At 51.8% G+C, this 19,115-nt stretch carries 19 protein-coding genes and 1 riboswitch; of the genes, 14 read left to right on the top strand and 5 right to left on the bottom strand.

The features are described from left to right. Positions 1 to 30 precede the first annotated feature (30 nt). Both VFK44_03140 and pheA read left to right on the top strand, forming a co-directional pair. A complete protein-coding gene (locus VFK44_03140; GenBank protein ID HET7627362.1) occupies positions 31 to 1,512 on the top strand; it encodes an aldehyde dehydrogenase family protein in 1,482 nt (493 codons plus the stop codon). Positions 1,513 to 1,665: 153 nt separating this feature from the next. Then, on the top strand, positions 1,666 to 2,586 hold the full coding sequence (pheA, locus tag VFK44_03145; protein ID HET7627363.1) for a prephenate dehydratase: 921 nt from the start codon (positions 1,666 to 1,668) through the stop codon (positions 2,584 to 2,586). 107 nt (positions 2,587 to 2,693) lie between these two features. Here pheA and VFK44_03150 read toward each other — a convergent pair whose 3' ends face one another. Further along, positions 2,694 to 2,879, bottom strand: a complete 186-nt coding sequence (locus VFK44_03150; protein HET7627364.1) for a YhzD family protein — start codon at positions 2,877 to 2,879, stop codon at positions 2,694 to 2,696. Between the two features lie 123 nt (positions 2,880 to 3,002). On the opposite strand from VFK44_03150, the gene VFK44_03155 reads away from it, so the two are divergent. Genes VFK44_03155 through VFK44_03170 form a run of 4 tightly spaced genes read left to right on the top strand, consistent with a single transcriptional unit; the run spans position 3,003 to position 8,472 of the window. Continuing rightward, positions 3,003 to 3,800, top strand: a complete 798-nt coding sequence (locus tag VFK44_03155; protein ID HET7627365.1) for a type II CAAX endopeptidase family protein — start codon at positions 3,003 to 3,005, stop codon at positions 3,798 to 3,800. Between the two features lie 52 nt (positions 3,801 to 3,852). Further along, on the top strand, positions 3,853 to 5,079 hold the full coding sequence (locus tag VFK44_03160) for a DNA repair exonuclease (GenBank protein ID HET7627366.1): 1,227 nt from the start codon (positions 3,853 to 3,855) through the stop codon (positions 5,077 to 5,079). Further along, positions 5,076 to 7,934 carry an AAA family ATPase gene (locus tag VFK44_03165; protein ID HET7627367.1) on the top strand — a complete coding sequence of 953 codons (2,859 nt, stop codon included), beginning with the start codon at positions 5,076 to 5,078 and terminating at the stop codon, positions 7,932 to 7,934. Before VFK44_03160 ends, VFK44_03165 begins: the two co-directional genes overlap by 4 nt. A 4-nt stretch (positions 7,935 to 7,938) precedes the next feature. Next, positions 7,939 to 8,472 (top strand): GbsR/MarR family transcriptional regulator, encoded by a 534-nt coding sequence (locus tag VFK44_03170; protein HET7627368.1) that lies wholly within the window; start codon positions 7,939 to 7,941, stop codon positions 8,470 to 8,472. 210 nt (positions 8,473 to 8,682) lie between these two features. Here VFK44_03170 and VFK44_03175 read toward each other — a convergent pair whose 3' ends face one another. Beyond that, positions 8,683 to 9,480: a DUF169 domain-containing protein gene (locus VFK44_03175; GenBank protein HET7627369.1), complete on the bottom strand. Its 798-nt coding sequence runs from the start codon at positions 9,478 to 9,480 to the stop codon at positions 8,683 to 8,685. A gap of 102 nt (positions 9,481 to 9,582) precedes the next feature. Next, a riboswitch (TPP riboswitch) is annotated at positions 9,583 to 9,694 on the top strand. 83 nt (positions 9,695 to 9,777) lie between these two features. Here VFK44_03175 and VFK44_03180 point away from each other — a divergent pair. Genes VFK44_03180 through VFK44_03195 form a run of 4 tightly spaced genes read left to right on the top strand, consistent with a single transcriptional unit; the run spans position 9,778 to position 12,644 of the window. Then, positions 9,778 to 10,071 (top strand): MTH1187 family thiamine-binding protein, encoded by a 294-nt coding sequence (locus VFK44_03180; GenBank protein ID HET7627370.1) that lies wholly within the window; start codon positions 9,778 to 9,780, stop codon positions 10,069 to 10,071. Next, positions 10,064 to 10,855: an ABC transporter permease gene (locus VFK44_03185; GenBank protein ID HET7627371.1), complete on the top strand. Its 792-nt coding sequence runs from the start codon at positions 10,064 to 10,066 to the stop codon at positions 10,853 to 10,855. The genes VFK44_03180 and VFK44_03185 overlap by 8 nt, the downstream gene beginning before the upstream one ends. 2 nt (positions 10,856 to 10,857) lie before the next feature. Further along, entirely contained in the window at positions 10,858 to 11,892 is a 1,035-nt protein-coding gene (locus tag VFK44_03190) for an ABC transporter substrate-binding protein (protein HET7627372.1), read from the top strand. Continuing rightward, on the top strand, positions 11,889 to 12,644 hold the full coding sequence (locus tag VFK44_03195) for an ABC transporter ATP-binding protein (protein HET7627373.1): 756 nt from the start codon (positions 11,889 to 11,891) through the stop codon (positions 12,642 to 12,644). Before VFK44_03190 ends, VFK44_03195 begins: the two co-directional genes overlap by 4 nt. A gap of 31 nt (positions 12,645 to 12,675) precedes the next feature. Here VFK44_03195 and VFK44_03200 read toward each other — a convergent pair whose 3' ends face one another. The 3 genes from VFK44_03200 to VFK44_03210 form a co-directional block, all read right to left on the bottom strand. Continuing rightward, positions 12,676 to 12,999, bottom strand: coding sequence for a spore coat protein (locus tag VFK44_03200; protein ID HET7627374.1), 324 nt, complete (start codon positions 12,997 to 12,999; stop codon positions 12,676 to 12,678). 18 nt (positions 13,000 to 13,017) lie between these two features. Beyond that, positions 13,018 to 13,362 (bottom strand): hypothetical protein, encoded by a 345-nt coding sequence (locus VFK44_03205; protein ID HET7627375.1) that lies wholly within the window; start codon positions 13,360 to 13,362, stop codon positions 13,018 to 13,020. 65 nt (positions 13,363 to 13,427) lie between these two features. Continuing rightward, complete coding sequence (locus VFK44_03210) at positions 13,428 to 14,795, bottom strand: sigma 54-interacting transcriptional regulator (GenBank protein HET7627376.1); 1,368 nt, start codon at positions 14,793 to 14,795, stop codon at positions 13,428 to 13,430. A gap of 350 nt (positions 14,796 to 15,145) precedes the next feature. Here VFK44_03210 and VFK44_03215 point away from each other — a divergent pair, with 350 nt between their 5' ends. From VFK44_03215 to VFK44_03230, 4 genes are all read left to right on the top strand, one after another. After that, complete coding sequence (locus VFK44_03215; protein HET7627377.1) at positions 15,146 to 16,063, top strand: proline dehydrogenase; 918 nt, start codon at positions 15,146 to 15,148, stop codon at positions 16,061 to 16,063. 89 nt (positions 16,064 to 16,152) lie between these two features. After that, a complete protein-coding gene (gene modA / locus VFK44_03220; protein HET7627378.1) occupies positions 16,153 to 16,953 on the top strand; it encodes a molybdate ABC transporter substrate-binding protein in 801 nt (266 codons plus the stop codon). A 16-nt stretch (positions 16,954 to 16,969) separates the two neighbouring features. Then, the gene (locus tag VFK44_03225; protein HET7627379.1) at positions 16,970 to 17,779 is read left to right on the top strand and encodes an ABC transporter permease; all 810 of its coding nucleotides are present in this window, start codon (positions 16,970 to 16,972) and stop codon (positions 17,777 to 17,779) included. Continuing rightward, entirely contained in the window at positions 17,779 to 18,831 is a 1,053-nt protein-coding gene (locus tag VFK44_03230) for an ABC transporter ATP-binding protein (protein ID HET7627380.1), read from the top strand. Before VFK44_03225 ends, VFK44_03230 begins: the two co-directional genes overlap by 1 nt. Positions 18,832 to 19,115 lie beyond the last annotated feature (284 nt).

The following is a 19,115-nucleotide window of genomic DNA, read 5'->3' on the forward strand; positions in this document are numbered from 1 at the left end:
GCGCTTCAAAACCAAGGTTAAGGAGGATTCATCTTGGAACACACGTTGGAATTGCGTCCGAAAGTCGCCGAATTTTTGCGGGGCACGAAAAAGTTGTCCATCAACGGGCAGTGGGTGGAGTCGGTAACGGGAAAAACGTTCGAAACGCTCAATCCGGCCACAGGCGAACAACTCGCCGTTGTGAGTGAAGCGAGCGAGGCGGATGTCGACGCGGCGGTGCGAGCGGCACGAAGAGCCTTCGACGAGGGGCCGTGGGCAACCATGAGTGCGGCTGAAAGAAGCCGGCTCATTTACAAGCTGGCGGACTTGATCGAGGAGAACAAGGAAGAATTGGCTCAGCTCGACACGCTCGACAACGGAAAACCGATCCGCGAGACGAGGGCGGCCGACGTACCGCTGACGATTGAGCATTTCCGTTATTATGCGGGGTGGTGCACGAAAATCGTCGGACAGACGATTCCGGTACAAGGTGAGTTTTTCAATTATACCCGGCATGAACCGGTCGGGGTCGTCGGGCAAATCATTCCATGGAACTTTCCGCTGTTGATGGCGGCCTGGAAGCTCGGTGCAGCACTCGCGACCGGTTGCACGATCGTTTTGAAACCGGCGGAACAAACGCCTCTTTCGGCTTTGTATTTAGCCGGGTTAATCAAAGAAGCCGGTTTCCCGGAAGGCGTCGTGAATGTCATCCCCGGGTTCGGGGAGACAGCGGGTGCGCCGCTCGCGAACCATCCGGACGTGAACAAAATCGCTTTCACAGGATCGACGGAAGTCGGCAAGTCGATCATGAGCCGTGCTGCCGGGAATTTAAAGAGAGTCACTCTGGAACTCGGCGGAAAATCGCCGAATATCATTTTGCCTGACGCCGATATGGAACGGGCGATTCCCGGAGCGATGACGGGCATCATGATGAATCAAGGCGAGGTTTGCAGTGCCGGTTCGCGGTTGTTTATCCAAAAGAAATCGTTCGACAACGTCGTTGCCGATCTCGTCTCGCATTCGAAAAGCATTAAGCAAGGGGCGGGTTTGAGTAACGATACGCAAATGGGGCCGCTCGTTTCGAAGGAGCAGCAAGATCGCGTTGTCAACTATATTAACAAGGGGAAAGAAGAAGGAGCGGAACTGCTCACCGGAGGAAAACATACGGAAAAAGGGTATTTTGTCGAACCGACGGTGTTTGCCGACGTCGATGATCAAATGACGATTGCGAAAGAAGAGATTTTCGGGCCGGTCGTTTCGGCGATGCCGTTTGAAGATCTTGATGAAGTGATCCGGCGGGCGAACGACACCGAATACGGTTTGGCGGCGGGATTATGGACGGAAAACGTGCGAAACGCTCATTATGTGGCGAATCGTCTGCGCGCCGGAACCGTTTGGGTGAATGCCTACAATGTGTTTGATGCCGCGTCGCCGTTCGGCGGTTTCAAGCAGTCCGGATTCGGCCGCGAAATGGGTTCGTACGCGTTAAACAATTATACGGAAGTGAAAAGCGTTTGGATCAACATGAATTAATTGAACATGCGGTTGGGGCGGAAGCACGGGATCTGTGCGTCCGCCTGTTTTCATGCGCATGGCATTCAACTCGTGCCAAGTTTTCTTGATTTGCATTGCAATTCAAAATCATTTGAAGTATTATGGTGGTTACAAATATGGAGGGGAACCACAATGAGAGAGAAAATCGGTTATTTAGGACCGAAAGGAACGTTTACGGAGACGGCGGCGTGCGCCTTGTTTCCGGACGATGATTTGGTCCCGTGCACGACGATTCCGCAATGCATGGAAGCGGTTGAAGAGGAGAGACTCGACTATTGTATCGTTCCGCTTGAGAACGCGATCGAGGGGTCCGTCAACTTAACGATGGATTATTTGTTTCATGAAAAAAAACTCGCGATCGTTGCCGAGGTTGTTGTGCCGATTCGCCAGCATTTCATGGTTCACCCTGACCGGGTGGACGATTGGAGAGCCGTTGAGCGCGTTTATTCGCATCCGCAAGCCATTTCGCAATGTCACCATTTCTTGAAGAACGTTTTTCCGGATGCCGCCACGCATTTTACAAATTCCACGGCATCAGCGGCTGAGTACGTCCAACAGCATCCCGAAGAAAACGCGGGAGCGCTTGGCAATGCGCTGGCCGCGAAGATGTATGGTCTCGTACCCGTGAAGCAGGACGTTCACGACTATACGAATAATCATACGCGATTTGTCGTTCTACATCGCGAAACGGTTCCGTTTCATTCCGAGTATGCGAAATATGTGCGCGACAAGACGACGCTGACCGTCACGCTGCCTTCCGATTTTTCAGGTGCCTTGCACCAAGTGTTGTCCGCTTTCGCCTGGCGGCAGCTGAACTTGTCGAAGATCGAGTCGCGTCCGACGAAAACGGGGCTCGGCAATTATTTCTTCATCATTGATATCGAAAAGAAAATGGACGATGTAATGATTCCCGGTGTGAAAAAGGAACTGGAAGCGCTCGGCTGCCAAGTGCACATCGTCGGCAGTTATCCGTGTTACAGAGCGTCCGAAATGTTAATGAGCGCAGGAATCAACAACATCGTCGGTGTTCATTTGTTTTTGAGTGATCGTTAAAATGTTCTTTCGATGGATCATCGAGAAGATGGTATTTCGAAAGAAGGTTCTTGAACAAGAAGAAAGCTCTCCGCGGCTGCAGCGTCGGAGAGCTTTTTGTGCGTAAATTAGCGGTGAAACAAGAGCAATTGGCCCTTCGGAGATGTCAGGCGGCTCGTGTGATGTTCAAAACCTTTCTCTTTCAGCTGCTGCTCGGCCAACGCTTTTGCTTCGTGATCGTTCGCGGCTTCGATTTTTTCATTCAGCAGCGTTTCCCCGTTTTTCGCAAAGACCGTCAATCCATAACTATTCATCCGGCGCAACCCCTTTCTTTTTTTACAAAAAGCGGGAACTTTCCCGTCGGTCAATCGTTATCTTCATTAAAGCATACGTTAAGCGGTTTCACAATTGAAGATCTTTAACGGAGGAGGCATGCTATGAACCCTGCAATGGAACGGTTTCAGCGTGTTCGTGTTCGAAGTCTTGTGTTTTGGTTTTTTGTGTACTTGATCGTTTATTTTATCGCGGGGCTTGTCCTTTTCAATGCGGAGGAGCCGCCTTATTTTTCCTGGTTTTTTTATGGCTATTTTATCGTTTGGATGATTTGGAAGCTGAAAAGAAATGACATTCGTTTCCGAGAATTGATGGGAAGCGTTCGGACGTTGCAAAAATGGTATCTCATCCCCGTAATCGTTGTTTGTTTGCTCGTTTTTTCCATTGGATCGGTGTTCGTGACATTTGATTTGATGTCCTATTGGTTCCCGTCTTATATTTTGCAATTGCTGAATCAGACGGAGCCTTCCATGGGTTTAGTCATTGGTTTGGTTGTGGCTCCGATTATCGAAGAATTGCTTTTCAGAGGTGTCTTGCTTCATCGCTGGACGTATAAATGGGGACCGCGCCGCGCGATTGTTTTTTCTTCCCTTTTGTTTGGGGTGCTTCATGCTGACATTGTTGGTGCCACCGTTTTCGCAATTGTCATGTGTATCCTTTACATCCGAACGGGCTCACTTTTAGTGACGATGTTGTGCCACGTATTCAATAATTTCGCCGCTACTGCGATGGATTGGATCCCGTTATTTCGATGGGACGGCCCAATTACGATCAACCGTCTTCATTCCTTGCTGCCCTACGGATTCATTTTGCTTGTCATCACGATACCAATTCTACTTATGTTGTTAAAAAAATACTCGCTTCCCCGTCAGCCGATCATGCCGGTCACCCAAAATCATTGATGGGAACATGCGCTCTCTTATGGTAAACTTAGGGGAGAAAGGCGGGGAAGTCATGCCATCCATTCGATTCATTCATTGTGCGGATCTCCATTTGGACCGCCCGTTCCACGGTCTCGCCGACTTGCCGCCGTTATTGGCTGAACGGGTAAGAGAAAGCACGTTTCACTCGTTTCGTCGGGTTGTCGACGCGGCATTGCGGGAAGCGGTCGATTTTGTCATTATCGCGGGCGACTTGTTTGACGGATCGTTTCGCAGCTTGCGCGCGCAAGTTCGTTTTCGCAATGAGACGGATCGGCTGCGCGATGCCGGTATCCAAGTGTATGTCGTACACGGAAACCACGATCCCCTTGGCGGAGAATGGACGGCGCTCACATGGCCGAAAAACGTACATACCTTTGGGGCCGAAGTGGAAATGAAACCGTTTCGGAAAAACGGGGAAACGCTTGCGTATTTATACGGATTCAGTTATCGGGAGCGGACGGCCGAGAACCAGCTATCTTTTTATAAAAAAAAGCCCGGAGCCCGATTTCACATCGGAATTTTGCACGGTCAGGAATCAAGCGGTTCAGGCGAGGGAGTGCCTTATGCTCCTTTCAAAACGTCGGACCTGCTTGAGAAACGGTTTGATTATTGGGCGCTCGGCCACGTGCATCAGCGAAACATTTTGCACGAAAATCCGTACATCGCATACCCGGGCAACATTCAAGGTTTGTCAGCTAAAGAAACCGGCGAAAAAGGATGCTTGCTCGTCGAAATGAGCGACGCGGGGACTGACATCCATTTTTTGAAAACGAACGAGATTGCATGGCGGGACGGTTTCGTTTCCATCGACGAATTCGAGTCTGTCGACGAACTCATGCACGCTTGTGAACTTTTGTGCGAAAACGAACGTTCCGGCTCCGGATGCTTGCTGACGATCCGTTTCGGCGGAAACGGGCCGCTCCATCGCGCGGTTGCGGATGAAACGGTCATGGAAGATTTGCTTTCATCGCTCAGGGATGGCGAACAAGAGCGGGATGATTTCGCGTGGGTCGTAAACTATGCCAATGACGCCCATCCCGATTGGAACCGCGACGAATGGAAACGGGAAAATCATTTCATCGCCGACCTGCTGCGTGTCATCGACGAAGACATGCAGGAAGACGCGCTCGAACCGCTGTTGGAAAACCGAAACACGCATCGTTTCGCGAAACCCTTGCTTGCTGAGCGCCGGGAGATTGTGAAGGAAGCCGAGCGCTTGCTGCTGTCGGAACTGCTTGCCAAAGGAGATATTCAATGAAACTGCGAACCATCGACATTTCCCATTACGGCTGTTTCCGTGACTGGCGGCTGACATTTCCCGGCACCGGTCTTCAAGTTGTTTACGGGCTCAATGAATCGGGAAAATCTACGATGATGCGATTCATTTACGACGTATTATTCGGATTTTCAACGAAATCGCCGGGCATTTCAGAGGCGGGTTCGGATTTCGGCGGAAGGCTGACGTTTGTGACGGCGGACGGAGAAACGGTTACGTTCTCGAGAAATGGCACCAAAGGAAGCGGGCGATTGACGGTCGATTTGCCGGACGGCAGTCAGAGCGGAGAACGAACCGTTGCCAAATGGTTTCCGGGTCTTGATGAAACGTTGTTCCGTGCGATCTTCTGCTTTGATCTTGATGGTTTGCAAGGGTTGGAGCGGATCGGAAGCGAAGAGATGAACGATTACTTGTTTCATGCCGGTATGAGCGGCGACTTCCCGATCAAGGCGATCGAAAAACAATTGGAGAAAAAAATCGAAGAACGATACAAGCCGAAAGGGCGCAAACCGGTGATGAACCGCAAGCTTGAGCAGCTGTCGGCTCTCGAACGGGATATTCGCGAATGGGATAAGAAAATCGGAAGCCACGACGAGCTTGTCAGCGAACTTGAAACGTTGCAAAACCGGCTGCGGCAAATGGAGGAAGAAAAAGCCGCGCACCGGGCGGAAATCCGTCGATTGGAAAAAAGACAATGGCTTGCGCCGTTCGTACAGGAACGCGAACAGTGCCGCGAGCGTTTGCAAACGCTTGGGGAAGTCGATCCGTTTCCTGAAGACGGATTGCCGAGGTACGAGCAATGGAATGCGAAGGCGGTTGCCTTGCAAGCGGAGGCCGCCGATCTGGAAACGAAACGAGATGCCGCGAAACGGGAAGCGAATGCGATCGCTGTGCGGATGGACTTGTTTCGTTTCCAAGCGGACGTACAACGCGAAAAGGACGAAGAAAGCTTAATGCGCAACAAAGAAGGTGTGCGGGAAGCGCTGCGGTCGGAAGTGCGATCAGAGCGGGAAGCGTTGGCGGCGGTACTGGAAGAGCTCGGACCGGCTTGGACGGAAGACCGGTTGGCGGCGGCCGACACGGGTCATGAAGCGGAGCAAGCACTGAACGGGCTTCTCGGCGAGTTGCAGGAAGCGGAGCAGCGCTGGCGGCTGACGGAGGCAGAGCGCGAGAGGGTGGAACGGCAATGGAAGGAGAGCGAAGCGGAACGGGAACGGCTGCGGCGAGCGAAGCTCGCCGAAGGCGAACGCGAGCGGCTTGCGGCGGCGAAAACGCCGGCAGGCGTTTTCGGGTGGGCCGGCGCTGCGGCGCTGACTGTCGCGGCCGCCGTTCTCTTCTTTGCCGCCGGTTCGTTGTTGGCGGCGGCGGTCGCGACAGCAGCTGCAGCGGGGGCGGCAGCCTTTGCCGCGACGCGTGCGCCGCGCGGCGGGGAAATGGAGCGGCGTTTAGCCGCGGACGAGCGTGTGCGCGAGGAGTGCGCGATCGCGGAGGATCGCGCGGAGCGGTTGCGTGAGCAGCGTGAAGCGGCAGTGGAAGCGTCTGAAGCGGTCCGGCAGCGGAAGAAACGGCTGACGCGGCAATTGGCCGCGTGGGCGGAGAGGTATGGTTTCGCGGAGGAATCCGTTTCGGAAGCGAGCGCTGCGGTTGTGTTTGCAGGCGTAAGGGAAGCGAAGAAGCGGATGCGTCGGGCGTGTCGGGCCGAGGAACAGCTGCGGCAGGTGGAAACGGAATTGCAGGCGCGGGAGACGAAGCTAGCGAAGCTGGCGGAAGCGTTTGGCCTAGAGGGGGCGAGCGGGAGTTCCGCGTTGTACCGGATGATCGACGTGCTCAAGGAAGAACAGGTTGCGGCGGGCAGGAAGCAGGCGAAGCAGGAAGAAGCGGACCAATACGACAGGCAGCTGACGGCGCTGAGGGAGAAGATCGCGCGGTATGAAGCGGAGTGCGTGTTGTTGCTGGAGCAGGCGAAAGCGGCAGATGAGGACGAGTTCCGCAGGAAGGCGAAGGTGCATGAGGAAAGGCGGAAGCTGGCGGAGCGCGTCGCGGAGGCGGAGGCGAGGATGAAGGCACTTGTTCCGGAGGAAGCGGAGCGGCGGCGGTTGATCGCCGATCTCGAGGAGCGCGACGTGGACGAGGAGCGCGAGGCGGCGCTGCTCGAGGATGAATTGGAGCGGCTCACGGCGGAAGAGGGCGAGGTTCATGCGGAAACGGCGGAAAAGCGGGAGCAGGTGAGGAGGCTACGCGAAGGTGGTACGTATGAGCAGTTGAGGCATGAGTATGCCGGGAGAGAAGCAGAGTTTTTGGAGGAAGCGAGAAAGTGGGCAGTGCACCGGACGGCGTTGGCGGTTTTGAAAAAAACGAAGGAGCGGTACCGGAGCCGGCGGCTGCCGGGGGTATTGGCGAAGGCGGAAAGCTTTTTTCGAACGATGACGAACGGGGAGTTCGAGAAAATTTATTTGACGGATGACGACGGTTTTGTGGTCGAGCGCGGGGACGGACGGCGGTTGATTCCGGAGCAGTTGAGCCGCGGCACCGCCGAACAGTTGTATTTGGCGCTGCGGCTGGCGCTTGCCGGTCATTATGAATCTCCATCGCCGTATCCGTTGATTGTGGACGATGTTCTCGTAAATTTCGATCATTCACGAACGGATCGTGCAATTGAGGTTTTCCGTGAGGCGGCGCGCGATCATCAAATCGTATACTTCACATGCCACCGTCATATGTTGGCTCATTTTTCTAACAACGAAACCGTTTCGATCCTTGGCGGTGACACCGTTTCGACGAGCTCCCGGTCCATTCTTGAGGACGAACTTCAGCGGACAGGAAAGGATGGTCATTGAATCGATGAAGGACGACTGGAACGAATATCAGAGCTCGAAAGAGCAATTCATTCAAAGCATCGCGAAAAACATGACGCTTTACGGGATTACGCCTTCCATCGGGCGTTTGTTCGGCATCCTTTACTTTTCGGACGAACCGATGACGCTCGACGACATGAGGAAGGAACTCGGCATGAGCAAAACGAGCATGAGCACAGGGGTTCGTGCGTTGCTTGACAAAAAAATGGTCGAGCCGGTCTTTAAGAAGGGTGTGCGCAAAGATTTGTACCAAACGGAAGAAGATTGGTACAAGTCTTTCACCGCGCTGTTTTCGCGTACGTGGAAAAAAGCAACAGAAACGAACATTGAAGAAATGGAAGAAGTCACGGAGAAATTGAACGAAATCTTGGCACGTACCGAAGAGGAGAAATTGAAAGACAAGATTGTCGAGGATTTGAAGCGGCTTGAATATGCCCGCGACTATTACAAATGGCTGCTTCGCTTCGTCATGATCATCGAGTCCGGGGAAATTTTCGAATACGTCCCCAAACACGAGTGATCGCGCCAAAGAGGTGATTGTCGAATTGCAACAAGTAATATCAATATCATTCAATCAGAGAAGAAATGACCGTTCTTGAGCTCAATTCCAATAAAAATTAACGTCGGCATGTTCGACGATCCGGCCGCTGTCAAGGAAAAGAGGATCGGACCGAAAAAAACAGCGGAAAGCTGACAAGTCCTCGACGAAGGCCGAGGACTTACTTGCCGGCTATTCCTCGGAACGCACCCATTGCGGATAAATCGGAGCGAGCGCTTCGGACGGGTCCGCTTGGATGCCGTACGGAGGGATCGGATACCGTAAACCGTTTTCCGCTAAACGCTTAAGACCGTCAATGCCTTTTTGCAAATCCACAGGTGGAATGGCCATCAACAATTCATCGTCAGAAACTCCGCCGTATCGACGCTCCGCATAGCAGGGGAGCGAAAGACTCGGCTTTCCCGTCGTTAACGCGCGTGCCCATGAATCCGCGCACGCGCTCTCGCCTGCGACACTCCATTCAAATTTTTCATACCGGTTCCATTGCAGCCCGTTAATGAGCAAGATCATTTGCCCCGGGGTGGCGTAAATGAGACAAATGTCCGGCGGTTGCAAACGTTCGGACGCAAGCGGGGAAACGGCAAGCGCTTCGTATCGACCGTACTGGACGACGTCTAATGCCCTTTGATGTGCGGCGGAATCTTCGCGGTTTTCAAACCAGACGCCTTCCATTGCATCCCCCGAATACCAATCTTCCTCTTGTGCCATTAAGCCGGCGATCGCCCCGCATTGTTTCATTGCCAAATCGTCGGCGGTGATGCCGACCGTCCAGCCTAGCCTGGCGGCTTGCGCCACGACCTGGTCCAACAAGTGTTTTGCTGCTGGACGGCGAATGCGTGGAACCGCTTTCATTTGTTCGGCTGTTTCAAACCATTTCATCCCAATCGGGATCGTTTTCAGTTTCAAGAGCCGATATAAATTGTCGGCCGTTTCTCTTCCGTTCCAGTTCGAAACGTGCTGTTTCCCCAATGCGTTCTCCTCCTTTTCTTTATCTTCCGCTTATTTTCCGAACGTGTCAATCCACCGTGGCCGTTTTCGTTGTTTTTCGACGCGAGGTATGATAGATTAAGCTTGACAATCAAGGGGAGCTGGTGATGCCCGGCTGAGAGGGACCCGCGCAAGGGACCGACCCGAATAACCTGATCTGGGTAATGCCAGCGGAGGGAAAATGAGCGAACCGCTTATCGTGAAGCGGGTATTCTTTCGTGCGCAGTCAAAACCAATCCAGATCAGGATTGGTTTTTTTATTTTTGAGGAGGATTGGAAATGGCGAATGCAAATGTGAGTGTGCAAGTGTTACCGCGAATGAAGGGGGACCGTGATCTTTATGCAGTTGTGGATAAGGCGATTGAAGTGATCGCTGAGTCCGGCTTAAAGTATGAAGTCGGTCCGATGGAAACGACGATTGAAGGGGATTACGACGAAATTATGCCGATTGTGAAAAAGGCGCAGGAAGCGGTGATCGCAGCCGGCAGTGATCGCGTCATGACCATTGTAAAAATTGACTATTGTCCGGCAGGCGTGACGATCGATGAAAAAATCGGGAAGTACCGTGGGTAAGCCGCTCAAAACGATCTATCCGCCGGTTCTCCTCGCTGCCGTCATTTTGTTGCTGTGGGAAGGCGGGGTACGGCTGGCGCATTTGGAAACTTGGATTTTGCCGGCACCTTCAGAAATTTTACGGGCACTTTGGGTGAATCGAAGCTTGATGGTGCAGCACATGAAACCTACCTTGCTCGAAACGTTGGCCGGTCTTGCGGCCGGAACGGCGGCTGCCATTGTCTTGGCATGTGTGATTCAGCTTTCAGACTGGCTTCGCCGGGCGCTTTACCCGCTGTTAGTCGGCACACAAACCGTTCCGATCGTTGCCGTCGCTCCGCTTTTTATCATCTGGTTCGGTTACGGTTTTTTTCCGAAGTTGCTCGTCGTTATGCTCGTCACCTTTTTTCCGGTGACGGTCAGCCTCGTCGAAGGGCTTTCGTCCGCGGACGCGGACTTGGTTCGCCTGCTGCGGTCGATAGGGGCGGGAAAGTGGAGGATTTTTCGCACGGTGCGGTTTCCGCATGCACTGCCTTATTTGTTTTCCGGATTAAAAATCGCTGCCACTTACAGTGTACTTGGCGCCGTTGTCGCCGAGTGGCTCGGCGCTTCGAACGGTCTCGGCGTCTACTTGATTCGCGCGCAGAACGCTTTTGCAGCCGATGAAGTGTTTGCCGTCATTGTCGTGATCACATTTTACAGCGTATTCTTGTTTGTTGCCGTACAGGTTGCGGCGCGTTTGATCGCTCCGTGGGCTTATCGGCGTGAGCGGGAGGATGAACAGGCTAAGGGGGAAATGAAGTGAAAATCAAAAGTATATGGATCGGTATGTTGGTTTTGCTGCTGCTATCGGCATGCGGCACGGCAACGCAATCGACCTCACAAAGTTCAAAGAGCAAAGAAAACGGTACAACACCGAAAAAGGAAAAGACGGTAACGGTCATGTTGGACTGGGTACCGAATACGAATCATACGGGTTTATACGTGGCACAACAGAAAGGTTATTTTAAAGATGAAGGTTTAAATGTGAAAATCGTTACGCCAGGCAAGTCGTCAGCTGTGCAGGTCGTCGGTGCCGGGAAAGCCGAATTCGGCATCAGTTCCGAGGAATACATTACACAAGCGAGAGCGACGGGGGTGCCGGTTGTTTCGATTGCCGCAATTTTGCAACATAACACTTCCGGATTTGCGTCGCCGAAATCGAAACAGATCGCCCGTCCGAAAGATTTTATCGGAAAAACGTACGGCGGCTGGGGCACGCCGATGGAAAATGCGTTCATCAAAACGGTGATGGAAGCCGACGGCGTGGAAGTGAATCAAGTAGAAGACAAAGTGAACATTGTCAACATCGGTGAAGCGGACTTTTTCACCGCGACGAAGCGCAACATCGATTTCGCTTGGGTTTATTATGGCTGGACAGGGATCGAAGCACAGCTTCGCGACGTTCAGTTGAATATGATTTACTTAAAAGATATCGCACCGGTGCTTGACTATTACACGCCGACGATCATTACGAGCGAAGCGTTGATCGACGAGGATCCGGATACGGTGAAAAAATTTATGCGCGCTGTCTCGAAGGGTTATGCGTATGCGATCGAGCATCCGGATGAGGCCGCGGATATTTTGATCAAAGCGACGCCGGAATCGGATGAAGCATTGATCCGCGCCTCGCAAAAGTGGATGAGCCAGCGTTATCAAGCAGATGCCGAACAATGGGGATACCAAAAGAAGAAAACGTGGGTCGACTTTACGAACTGGATGTACGAACATCAGTTGATCGAGAAAAAGATCGATGCGACGAAGGCGTTCACGAACGAGTTTTTGCCGGAGCCGGCGCAATGAGTTTGCAAGTGAACGGGCTTTCAAAAGCTTATCAAGCGAACGGCGGACGATTGAAAGTGCTCGATGGCTTAAATTTGTCCGTTCGCCAAGGGGAATTCGTCAGCTTGATCGGTCCGAGCGGCTGCGGGAAAAGCACGTTGTTCAATTTGATCAGCGGTCTGGAACGGCCGTCGGCAGGAAATGTCATTCTTAAAGGACGAGAAGTTACCGGAACGACGGGGAATGTCAGCTACATGATGCAAAAAGACGGGTTGCTGCCGTGGAGGACGGTTGTCGAAAATGCCGTTCTCGGGAGTGAAGTGGCGGGTCAACCGCGCAAACCATCGATCGCTCGGGTGAAAGAGTTGCTTCCGGTGTTCGGGTTGAGCGAATTCGCCGATGCTTATCCCGATACGCTTTCCGGCGGCATGAGGCAACGCGTCGCGTTGCTGCGAACGGTGATGACCGGCAAGGATGTTTGGTTGCTGGATGAACCGTTCGGAGCGCTCGATGCTCTGACGCGCGACCATATGCAAGAGTGGCTGCTCGATATTTGCCGTCGCTTTCAGCCAACGGTATTGTTTATTACCCACAGCATTGACGAAGCCGTATATTTATCCGACCGCACCGTCGTTTTGGACGGTCGGCCGGCCCGAATTGTTGAAGATTTGCCGATTGATTTGCCGCGTCCGCGAACGCGCGAAATGCAAACGCTCGCAACGTTTGTCGGCCATAAACGCCGGTTGATGCAGAACCTGTTTCATCAAGAATGAAGCGAACCGATTATGCGGTTCGCTTTTTGCGTTATTGCGGCGGAAATTGCTGTTCCGCGTAGTTGGAAAACTTTTGAACATCTTGTTGAATGTGTTGGGATTGAGCCGGCGCCATCGAATACCAACCTTTTTTGAACATTAAGTAAAACAATTGATGTTGACAGTCTTGGGTTTCGTTGAATAACGTCTTAATGTCTTGATACAAGCCTTCGTGGCTCATTTCGTTCAGTGCCGTCGAATAGCCGTCGGTCATGTATTTTTCCGTCAAAAGCATATCATTGACGAAATCCCGGTCATTCATTTGCGGCGTTTTCGGCACTTGTGAAACCGGATTTTGAATTTTATTGTTGTTCATGAAACAGGCCTCCCTTCGTTACATGTTCAAGTTTTGTTGACTTTGTTGCGCGGCTTGCTGCGGATTTTGCTGTTGATGGTGTTGCAAATGGTTCAAAAGGATCCCGTAATGCCGTTGGTGCAATTGACCGACGGCCTGAAGTGTTTGGCGAATTTCCGGGTCTTGGCACTGCTCGGCGAAAAAGTGAGCTTTCTTCAAAGCATCCAAATTCCAACTTATCATGTCGTTTAAGTAATGATGGTCTTTCGTCGTGAGAACGTTCGGCGGTTGCTGCATGATCGGCTGCCCGCCCGCCTGTTGCTGCATGTTTGGTTGCTGCTGCCAGCCGTTGGCTTGCCCTTGAAATGGATTTTGCGGCTGCATGTTTTCACCCCTTCTTGCTTTTTATCGTTTAGCATGTGTGTCTCCGACGAATTTATACCGCCGCCTTACGATTCGATCTCGTATTTTTTCAGTTTCTTGTACAGGCCGACTCGGGATATCCCGAGCCTTCGCGCCGCTTCGCTCTTGTTTCCGCCCGTTTCCACAAGCATGCGCGAGATTTGCTCTTTCTCGAGCCTTCCGGTTTTCTCAGGCAAGGGGACCGATTCCGAGCTTGGGGAAGCATCAAGCGGAAACACTGATTGCAATTCTATCGGGCCGATGATATTTTTTTCTGATAAAATTAACGCCCTTTCGACGATGTTTCGCAACTCTCTGATGTTTCCCGGCCAGTGGTAACTCATGAGCATTCTGACGGCTTCGTCCGTGAATCTCGCCGAAGGCAGCCGGTATTGTTTTTCCAATTCGAACAAGAACCGACTCACCAAGTCGCCGATGTCTTCAAGCCGGTCGCGCAAAGCGGGCATTGTCAGCTCGATGACGTTCAGCCGATAAAACAAGTCCGTCCGGAACGTCTTGGTTTCCACCATTTTCCGTAAATCGCGGTTCGTCGCCGCAACCACGCGCACATCGACTTGTTTACCTTTCGAAGCGCCGATCCGATAAACGATATTCTCTTGCAGCACGCGAAGCAGTTTCACTTGCATATCGAGCGGAAGCTCGCCGATTTCGTCCAAGAACAAGGTGCCGCCGTCGGCGGCCTCAATTTTCCCTTGTTTTCCTTCATGAACCGCTCCGGTAAACGCGCCGCGTTCATAGCCGAACAGTTCGCTTTCGAACAAGGCCGCAGGGATGGCGCCGCAATTAATCGGCACGAAAGGATTGTCTTTCCGAGGACTTGTCTCGTGAATTGCGCGAGCGCACAGTTCTTTGCCGGTGCCGCTCTCGCCTAGAATTAACACCGAAGCGCTCGTTTTCGCCGCTTTCATTGCCAAGCTTATCGTTCGCTGAATCGGCAGGCTGTTTCCGGTCAATTTTGAAAACGGTGTATCGAGCCGTTTTCTGTACACCTCCGATTTCAATTCGTGCAATTCGCTTGAGGCCACCGACAATTTTTCGCTCAATTTGACCGTGTGGGTGATGTCTTGTTCGACAGAAACGGCTCCGAGCAATACGCCGTCGTCATCAAACACTGGGGAACTGTTAACGATCACGTGCTTGTGATTAGTCGGGCGGTGATAAATGCCGCGCACCGGCTGTTTCGATCGCAGCACCTTAAGGATCATTAAATGGGCTTCGTCGAAATACCGGGTAATTTTTTTTCCGACGATTTGTTTACTCGTAATGTTGTACGTTTTCTCTGCCGTTTTGTTCCAAAACAACACGCGCTTGTCCACGTCGATAATCGTGACCAAGTCGTTGTCTGTGCCCATGAGCGCATTTATGAAATAATCGCCTTCGTCTCTTCTTCTCATGTTTCAACTCCTTGTGTGTACATGCTGGATGTAAATCATGTTAACCTCATTGTACACGAAATTTACAAATAATCACCGCGAATGGATGAATGTGCTGCCATCTGTCCCGTCGTATGGTGTCTGTTCGGTTGGCATGATTTTTGCATACTGTATAGTGAGTTTGGTCGTAATGGTTAGGATGCATGGGTGGCAGCGTCTCCCCGAGGCGGGAAACAGCGGTCATTTGTTGTCGACCCGCGGAGAAGTGCTTATACTTATAGTGAGAATGTAAACGATTCCATGCATCAAGAGCACAAACAGGGCCGCCGTTATATTTGTTCACTTGTGAAAGTCGCGAAGGAGGAAATGAGATGGAACAATTGTTGAGAAATATGTTTCTCATGCTTGGAAACAACAAGCCGTTGACGAAAATGGCAAAAAAATACGGGATGCGGTTCGGTGCCGACCGTTTCGTGGCCGGCTCGACGTTGACTGACGCCTTGAAAGTGATCCGCGATTTGAACGATCAAGGGTTTGCGGTGACGATTGATCATCTCGGCGAGTTCGTCGAAAACGAGCAGGAAGCGAATGAAATGGCGGAGCATTGCATCCGTGCGATCGAAGGCATTTCCGAACAAAATCTTGATTCCCAGCTGTCGTTGAAGCTGACTTCGATGGGCCTCGACATTGACCGCGGGTTGTGCCTAGCGAACATGAAACGGATTTTGCAAACGGCACGAACGCATAATGTATTTCTCACGATTGATATGGAAGACGAAGTTCATTGCGAAGCGACTTTGGATGTCTTTAAAGAGTTGAAAGCCGAGTATGACAACATTGGTACCGTATTGCAAGCGTATTTATACCGTACGGTTGATGATCTTCAAAGCTTGCAGCCCTACCACCCGAATTTGCGGTTGGTGAAAGGGGCTTACAAAGAACCTCCGGAAGTAGCATTCCCGCTGAAAAAAGACGTAGACGAGAACTTCCGTAACTTGATTACCATTCATTTGCTCAACGGGAATTACACCGCCGTCGCCACACATGACGACGAAATCATTCGCTTTACGAAAGAACTCGTTGAAAAACATAACATTTCGAAAGATCGATTCGAATTTCAAATGCTGTACGGCATTCGCTTAGAACGTCAAAAAGAAATTCTCGAAGAAGGCTATAAAATGCGGATTTACGTGCCTTACGGAGAAGATTGGTACGGATACAACATGAGACGGCTGGCAGAGCGTCCGGCAAACGTGGCTTTCGTTCTTAAAGGGGTTTTCGGGAAATAGAGGCTCACCGGAGCCTCTTATTTTTTTTGAGTTCGCGCATTTTCATGGTATGTTTATAGGAAATGATCAAAAATGTGGGAGGATCACGGGTGAAACGATTTACGATCTTCATGTTCACCATGCTGCTCGTTTTTACGATGACCGCATGCAGCAATGGACAAGCAGCAGGAGACGAGAAAAAGAAACAGTTGACCCTTTTTGCGGCAGCTTCGTTAACCGAAGCATTCAATGAAATGGCGGATGCTTTTGAAAAACAAACCGGCGCTGATGTATCGATCAGTTTCGCTGGAACACAAGTATTGAGAACGCAAATAGAACAAGGGGCTCAGCCCGACGTTTTTGCTTCTGCTAACATAAAACATATGCAAGCTGTGAAAAAGGAAGGTTTCGTGAGCAACTATGAAACTTTTGCCTATAATTCACTCGTACTCATCGTACCGAAAAACAATCCCGCACACATTACGAGATTAAAAGACTTGGCAAGCAAGAACTTAAAACTGGTCATCGGCGTGAAAAAGGTGCCGATCGGGATTTACACGCGAAAGATGCTGACAAATGCCGCACAGTCATTTGGAGCCTCATTTAAAAGCGAGGTTTTGAATCACGTCGTTTCCATGGAAACGAACGTGAAACAAGTTGTGAAAAAAGTGACTCTCGGCGAAGCGGACGCAGGTATCGTGTACGACAGTGATGTAACGAATGCAGTCGATGACAAGGTGAAAACGATCAAAATTCCTGACGATTTTGACGTAAAGGCTTCCTATACCATCGCCGTTCTCAACAAAGCCGGACATCCGGACCTTGCGCGAAAATGGCTTGATTTCGTAACCTCTGATAAAGGACAAGCCATTCTCAAGGCGCACCATTTTGCAGGAGCTCATTCGAGCTGATAAAGGAGGAGCAGTAATGAAAGGATCCAAAGCCGCTGGTGCCGTCCTGCTGGCGATCGCCTGCGCGATCGTCATCGCCTTTTTGCTCCTTCCGATGCTCGCCGTCTTCTTCCACGTCGAGCCCGCCGCCTTACGGCGGCAGCTCACCTCGCCGCTCGCCTTGAAAGCCTTGCGGCTCAGCGTGACGACCACCTTCGTTTCACTCGGCTTAATCGTCCTCTTCGGCACACCGCTCGCCTACTTCCTTTCCCGCGGATCTTTCCGCGGGAAAGCCGTGCTCGAGGTGCTTTTGCAAATGCCGATCGTCCTGCCGCCGGCGGTTGCCGGCGTCGGACTCCTGCTCGTCTTCGGGCGGCTCGGCTGGATCGGCCGCGCCTTTTCCGAGCTCGGCATCCCGATTGCCTTCACGGCAACGGCCGTCGTCATGGCGCAAAGCTTTGTCGCCGCGCCTTTTTACATCCAGGCGGCTCGCGCCGCCTTCGGGAACGTTGACGAAGATCTCGTCAACGTTTCACGCACGCTCGGCGTGTCAAAGCTGCGTACGTTTTTCCGCGTCGTCGTGCCGCTTTCATTCCCGGGTCTCGTCACAGGCGCGGCGCTCAGCTGGGGACGTGCGCTCGGGGAGTTCGGCGCGACGATCATGTTTGCGGGCAATCTTCCTGGGAAAACGCAAACATTGCCGCTGGCCATTTACACGGGCATGCAGACGAATCTCGGTGAAGCCGTCGCGATGTCCGCATTGCTCGTAACTGTCGCCTTTTTACTCTTGCTGCTTGTCAAAGGCGTCGACGTTTGGCCGCGATTCAAGAAAGGGCGTGGAGCGTAATGCTGTCATGCAATCTAAAGAAAAAGCTGCGTGATTTCACGCTTGCAATTGACGTCGAGCTGCAAAATGAAACGACAGCGATCGTCGGGCACAGCGGATCGGGGAAAACGACGTTTTTAAAATTGATCGCTGGTTTGCTTGCGCCGGATGAAGGCTGGATTAAGGCGGGAGAGGTGACACTTTTTGATGAGCGCCGCAAGGTGAATCTTCTCGCCGAGCACCGCAAGACCGGTTATGTTTTTCAAAACTATGCGTTGTTTCCGCATTTAACGGTTTTTGATAATGTCGCTTACGGATTGCGGCGATTGGATAAGGCGAAACAGGCAAAAACGGTGGAAGACATCTTAACGACGCTAAACCTTTCCGGTATGCAAAAAAGGTATCCGCGGGAGCTTTCCGGGGGAGAACAGCAACGGGTTGCCCTTGCACGGGCGCTTGTAGTGAGGCCGCGGTTGTTGCTGCTTGATGAGCCGATTTCCGCGCTGGATGCGACGACACGGCGGCGGGTGCGGAGAGAATTGAAATCGACGCTTCAGGCGTTGCCGATCCCGAAAATTCTCGTCACGCATGATTATGAAGATGCGCTGACGCTTGCGGATCGCATCCTTGTGTTGGATCACGGTGAAGTCATTCAAGACGGGACCGCGAAAGAGTTGTTTGCCAATCCGCGGTCGTCATTCATCGCTGATTTCAGCGGCATTAATCGAATTTCGGGTTCCTTACGGGCAGGTGACAGTACGCATGCACGCTTCGTTACGGAACAAGATGTGTCTTTGCTCGTGAGTGAAACGAATACGGCCGGGCATGTTCAAGCGATCATTTATCCATGGGATGTTGAGGTTGAGAAGCGGCCGTTTCAGCGCGATGTTAACGTATTTGAAGCGAAAATTACAAACCTTGTTCCGTATGGCAATCGTATCCGATTGGATTTGGACGGAGCGCTTCCGTTAATGGCCGAAGTGTCAGCAGATCAAGCGGAAACGTTGAAACTGCAAGAAAATGATCTCGTTTTTGTAAAAGTTGACCCAACCCGCATCCGGTTGCTTTCATAAGCATTCGGCGGCTGCCTATTCGATTATCGCTCACCAGCGTTCTTATTTCCTTCGAAAATCGTCCTTTCAGATGAAATCGCGCATCAGAAACGTTATTTTTCGAATTTGAGCGAATACGAGCCGTATTTTTAACCCAAAAAGGGAAATAGCGTTCTCAGTGATCGATGCGCGCCTAGCGAAGCTAGGCATAACTAGCCGGTGGAAGTCCGGTCGAGGTAAGGGTCAAGCCGCCTCGTAGCTAGCAGGCAGGCATGGGAGAAATCCGATGATCTGAAGCCCTGCGA

It is taken from the genome of Bacillales bacterium (genome assembly GCA_035700025.1).
Taxonomy (GTDB): domain Bacteria; phylum Bacillota; class Bacilli; order Bacillales; family DASSOY01; genus DASSOY01.

Coding starts and splice junctions, on each gene's coding strand:
- VFK44_03170 (HET7627368.1), top strand. CDS start 7,939: ATGAAGGACGACTGGAACGAATATCAGAGCTCGAAAGAGCAATTCATT.
- VFK44_03205 (HET7627375.1), bottom strand. CDS start 13,362: ATGCAGCCGCAAAATCCATTTCAAGGGCAAGCCAACGGCTGGCAGCAG.
- VFK44_03200 (HET7627374.1), bottom strand. CDS start 12,999: ATGAACAACAATAAAATTCAAAATCCGGTTTCACAAGTGCCGAAAACG.
- VFK44_03150 (HET7627364.1), bottom strand. CDS start 2,879: ATGAATAGTTATGGATTGACGGTCTTTGCGAAAAACGGGGAAACGCTG.
- VFK44_03155 (HET7627365.1), top strand. CDS start 3,003: ATGAACCCTGCAATGGAACGGTTTCAGCGTGTTCGTGTTCGAAGTCTT.
- VFK44_03225 (HET7627379.1), top strand. CDS start 16,970: ATGAAAGGATCCAAAGCCGCTGGTGCCGTCCTGCTGGCGATCGCCTGC.
- pheA (HET7627363.1), top strand. CDS start 1,666: ATGAGAGAGAAAATCGGTTATTTAGGACCGAAAGGAACGTTTACGGAG.
- VFK44_03165 (HET7627367.1), top strand. CDS start 5,076: ATGAAACTGCGAACCATCGACATTTCCCATTACGGCTGTTTCCGTGAC.
- VFK44_03180 (HET7627370.1), top strand. CDS start 9,778: ATGGCGAATGCAAATGTGAGTGTGCAAGTGTTACCGCGAATGAAGGGG.
- VFK44_03215 (HET7627377.1), top strand. CDS start 15,146: ATGGAACAATTGTTGAGAAATATGTTTCTCATGCTTGGAAACAACAAG.
- VFK44_03210 (HET7627376.1), bottom strand. CDS start 14,795: ATGAGAAGAAGAGACGAAGGCGATTATTTCATAAATGCGCTCATGGGC.
- VFK44_03230 (HET7627380.1), top strand. CDS start 17,779: ATGCTGTCATGCAATCTAAAGAAAAAGCTGCGTGATTTCACGCTTGCA.
- VFK44_03160 (HET7627366.1), top strand. CDS start 3,853: ATGCCATCCATTCGATTCATTCATTGTGCGGATCTCCATTTGGACCGC.
- VFK44_03195 (HET7627373.1), top strand. CDS start 11,889: ATGAGTTTGCAAGTGAACGGGCTTTCAAAAGCTTATCAAGCGAACGGC.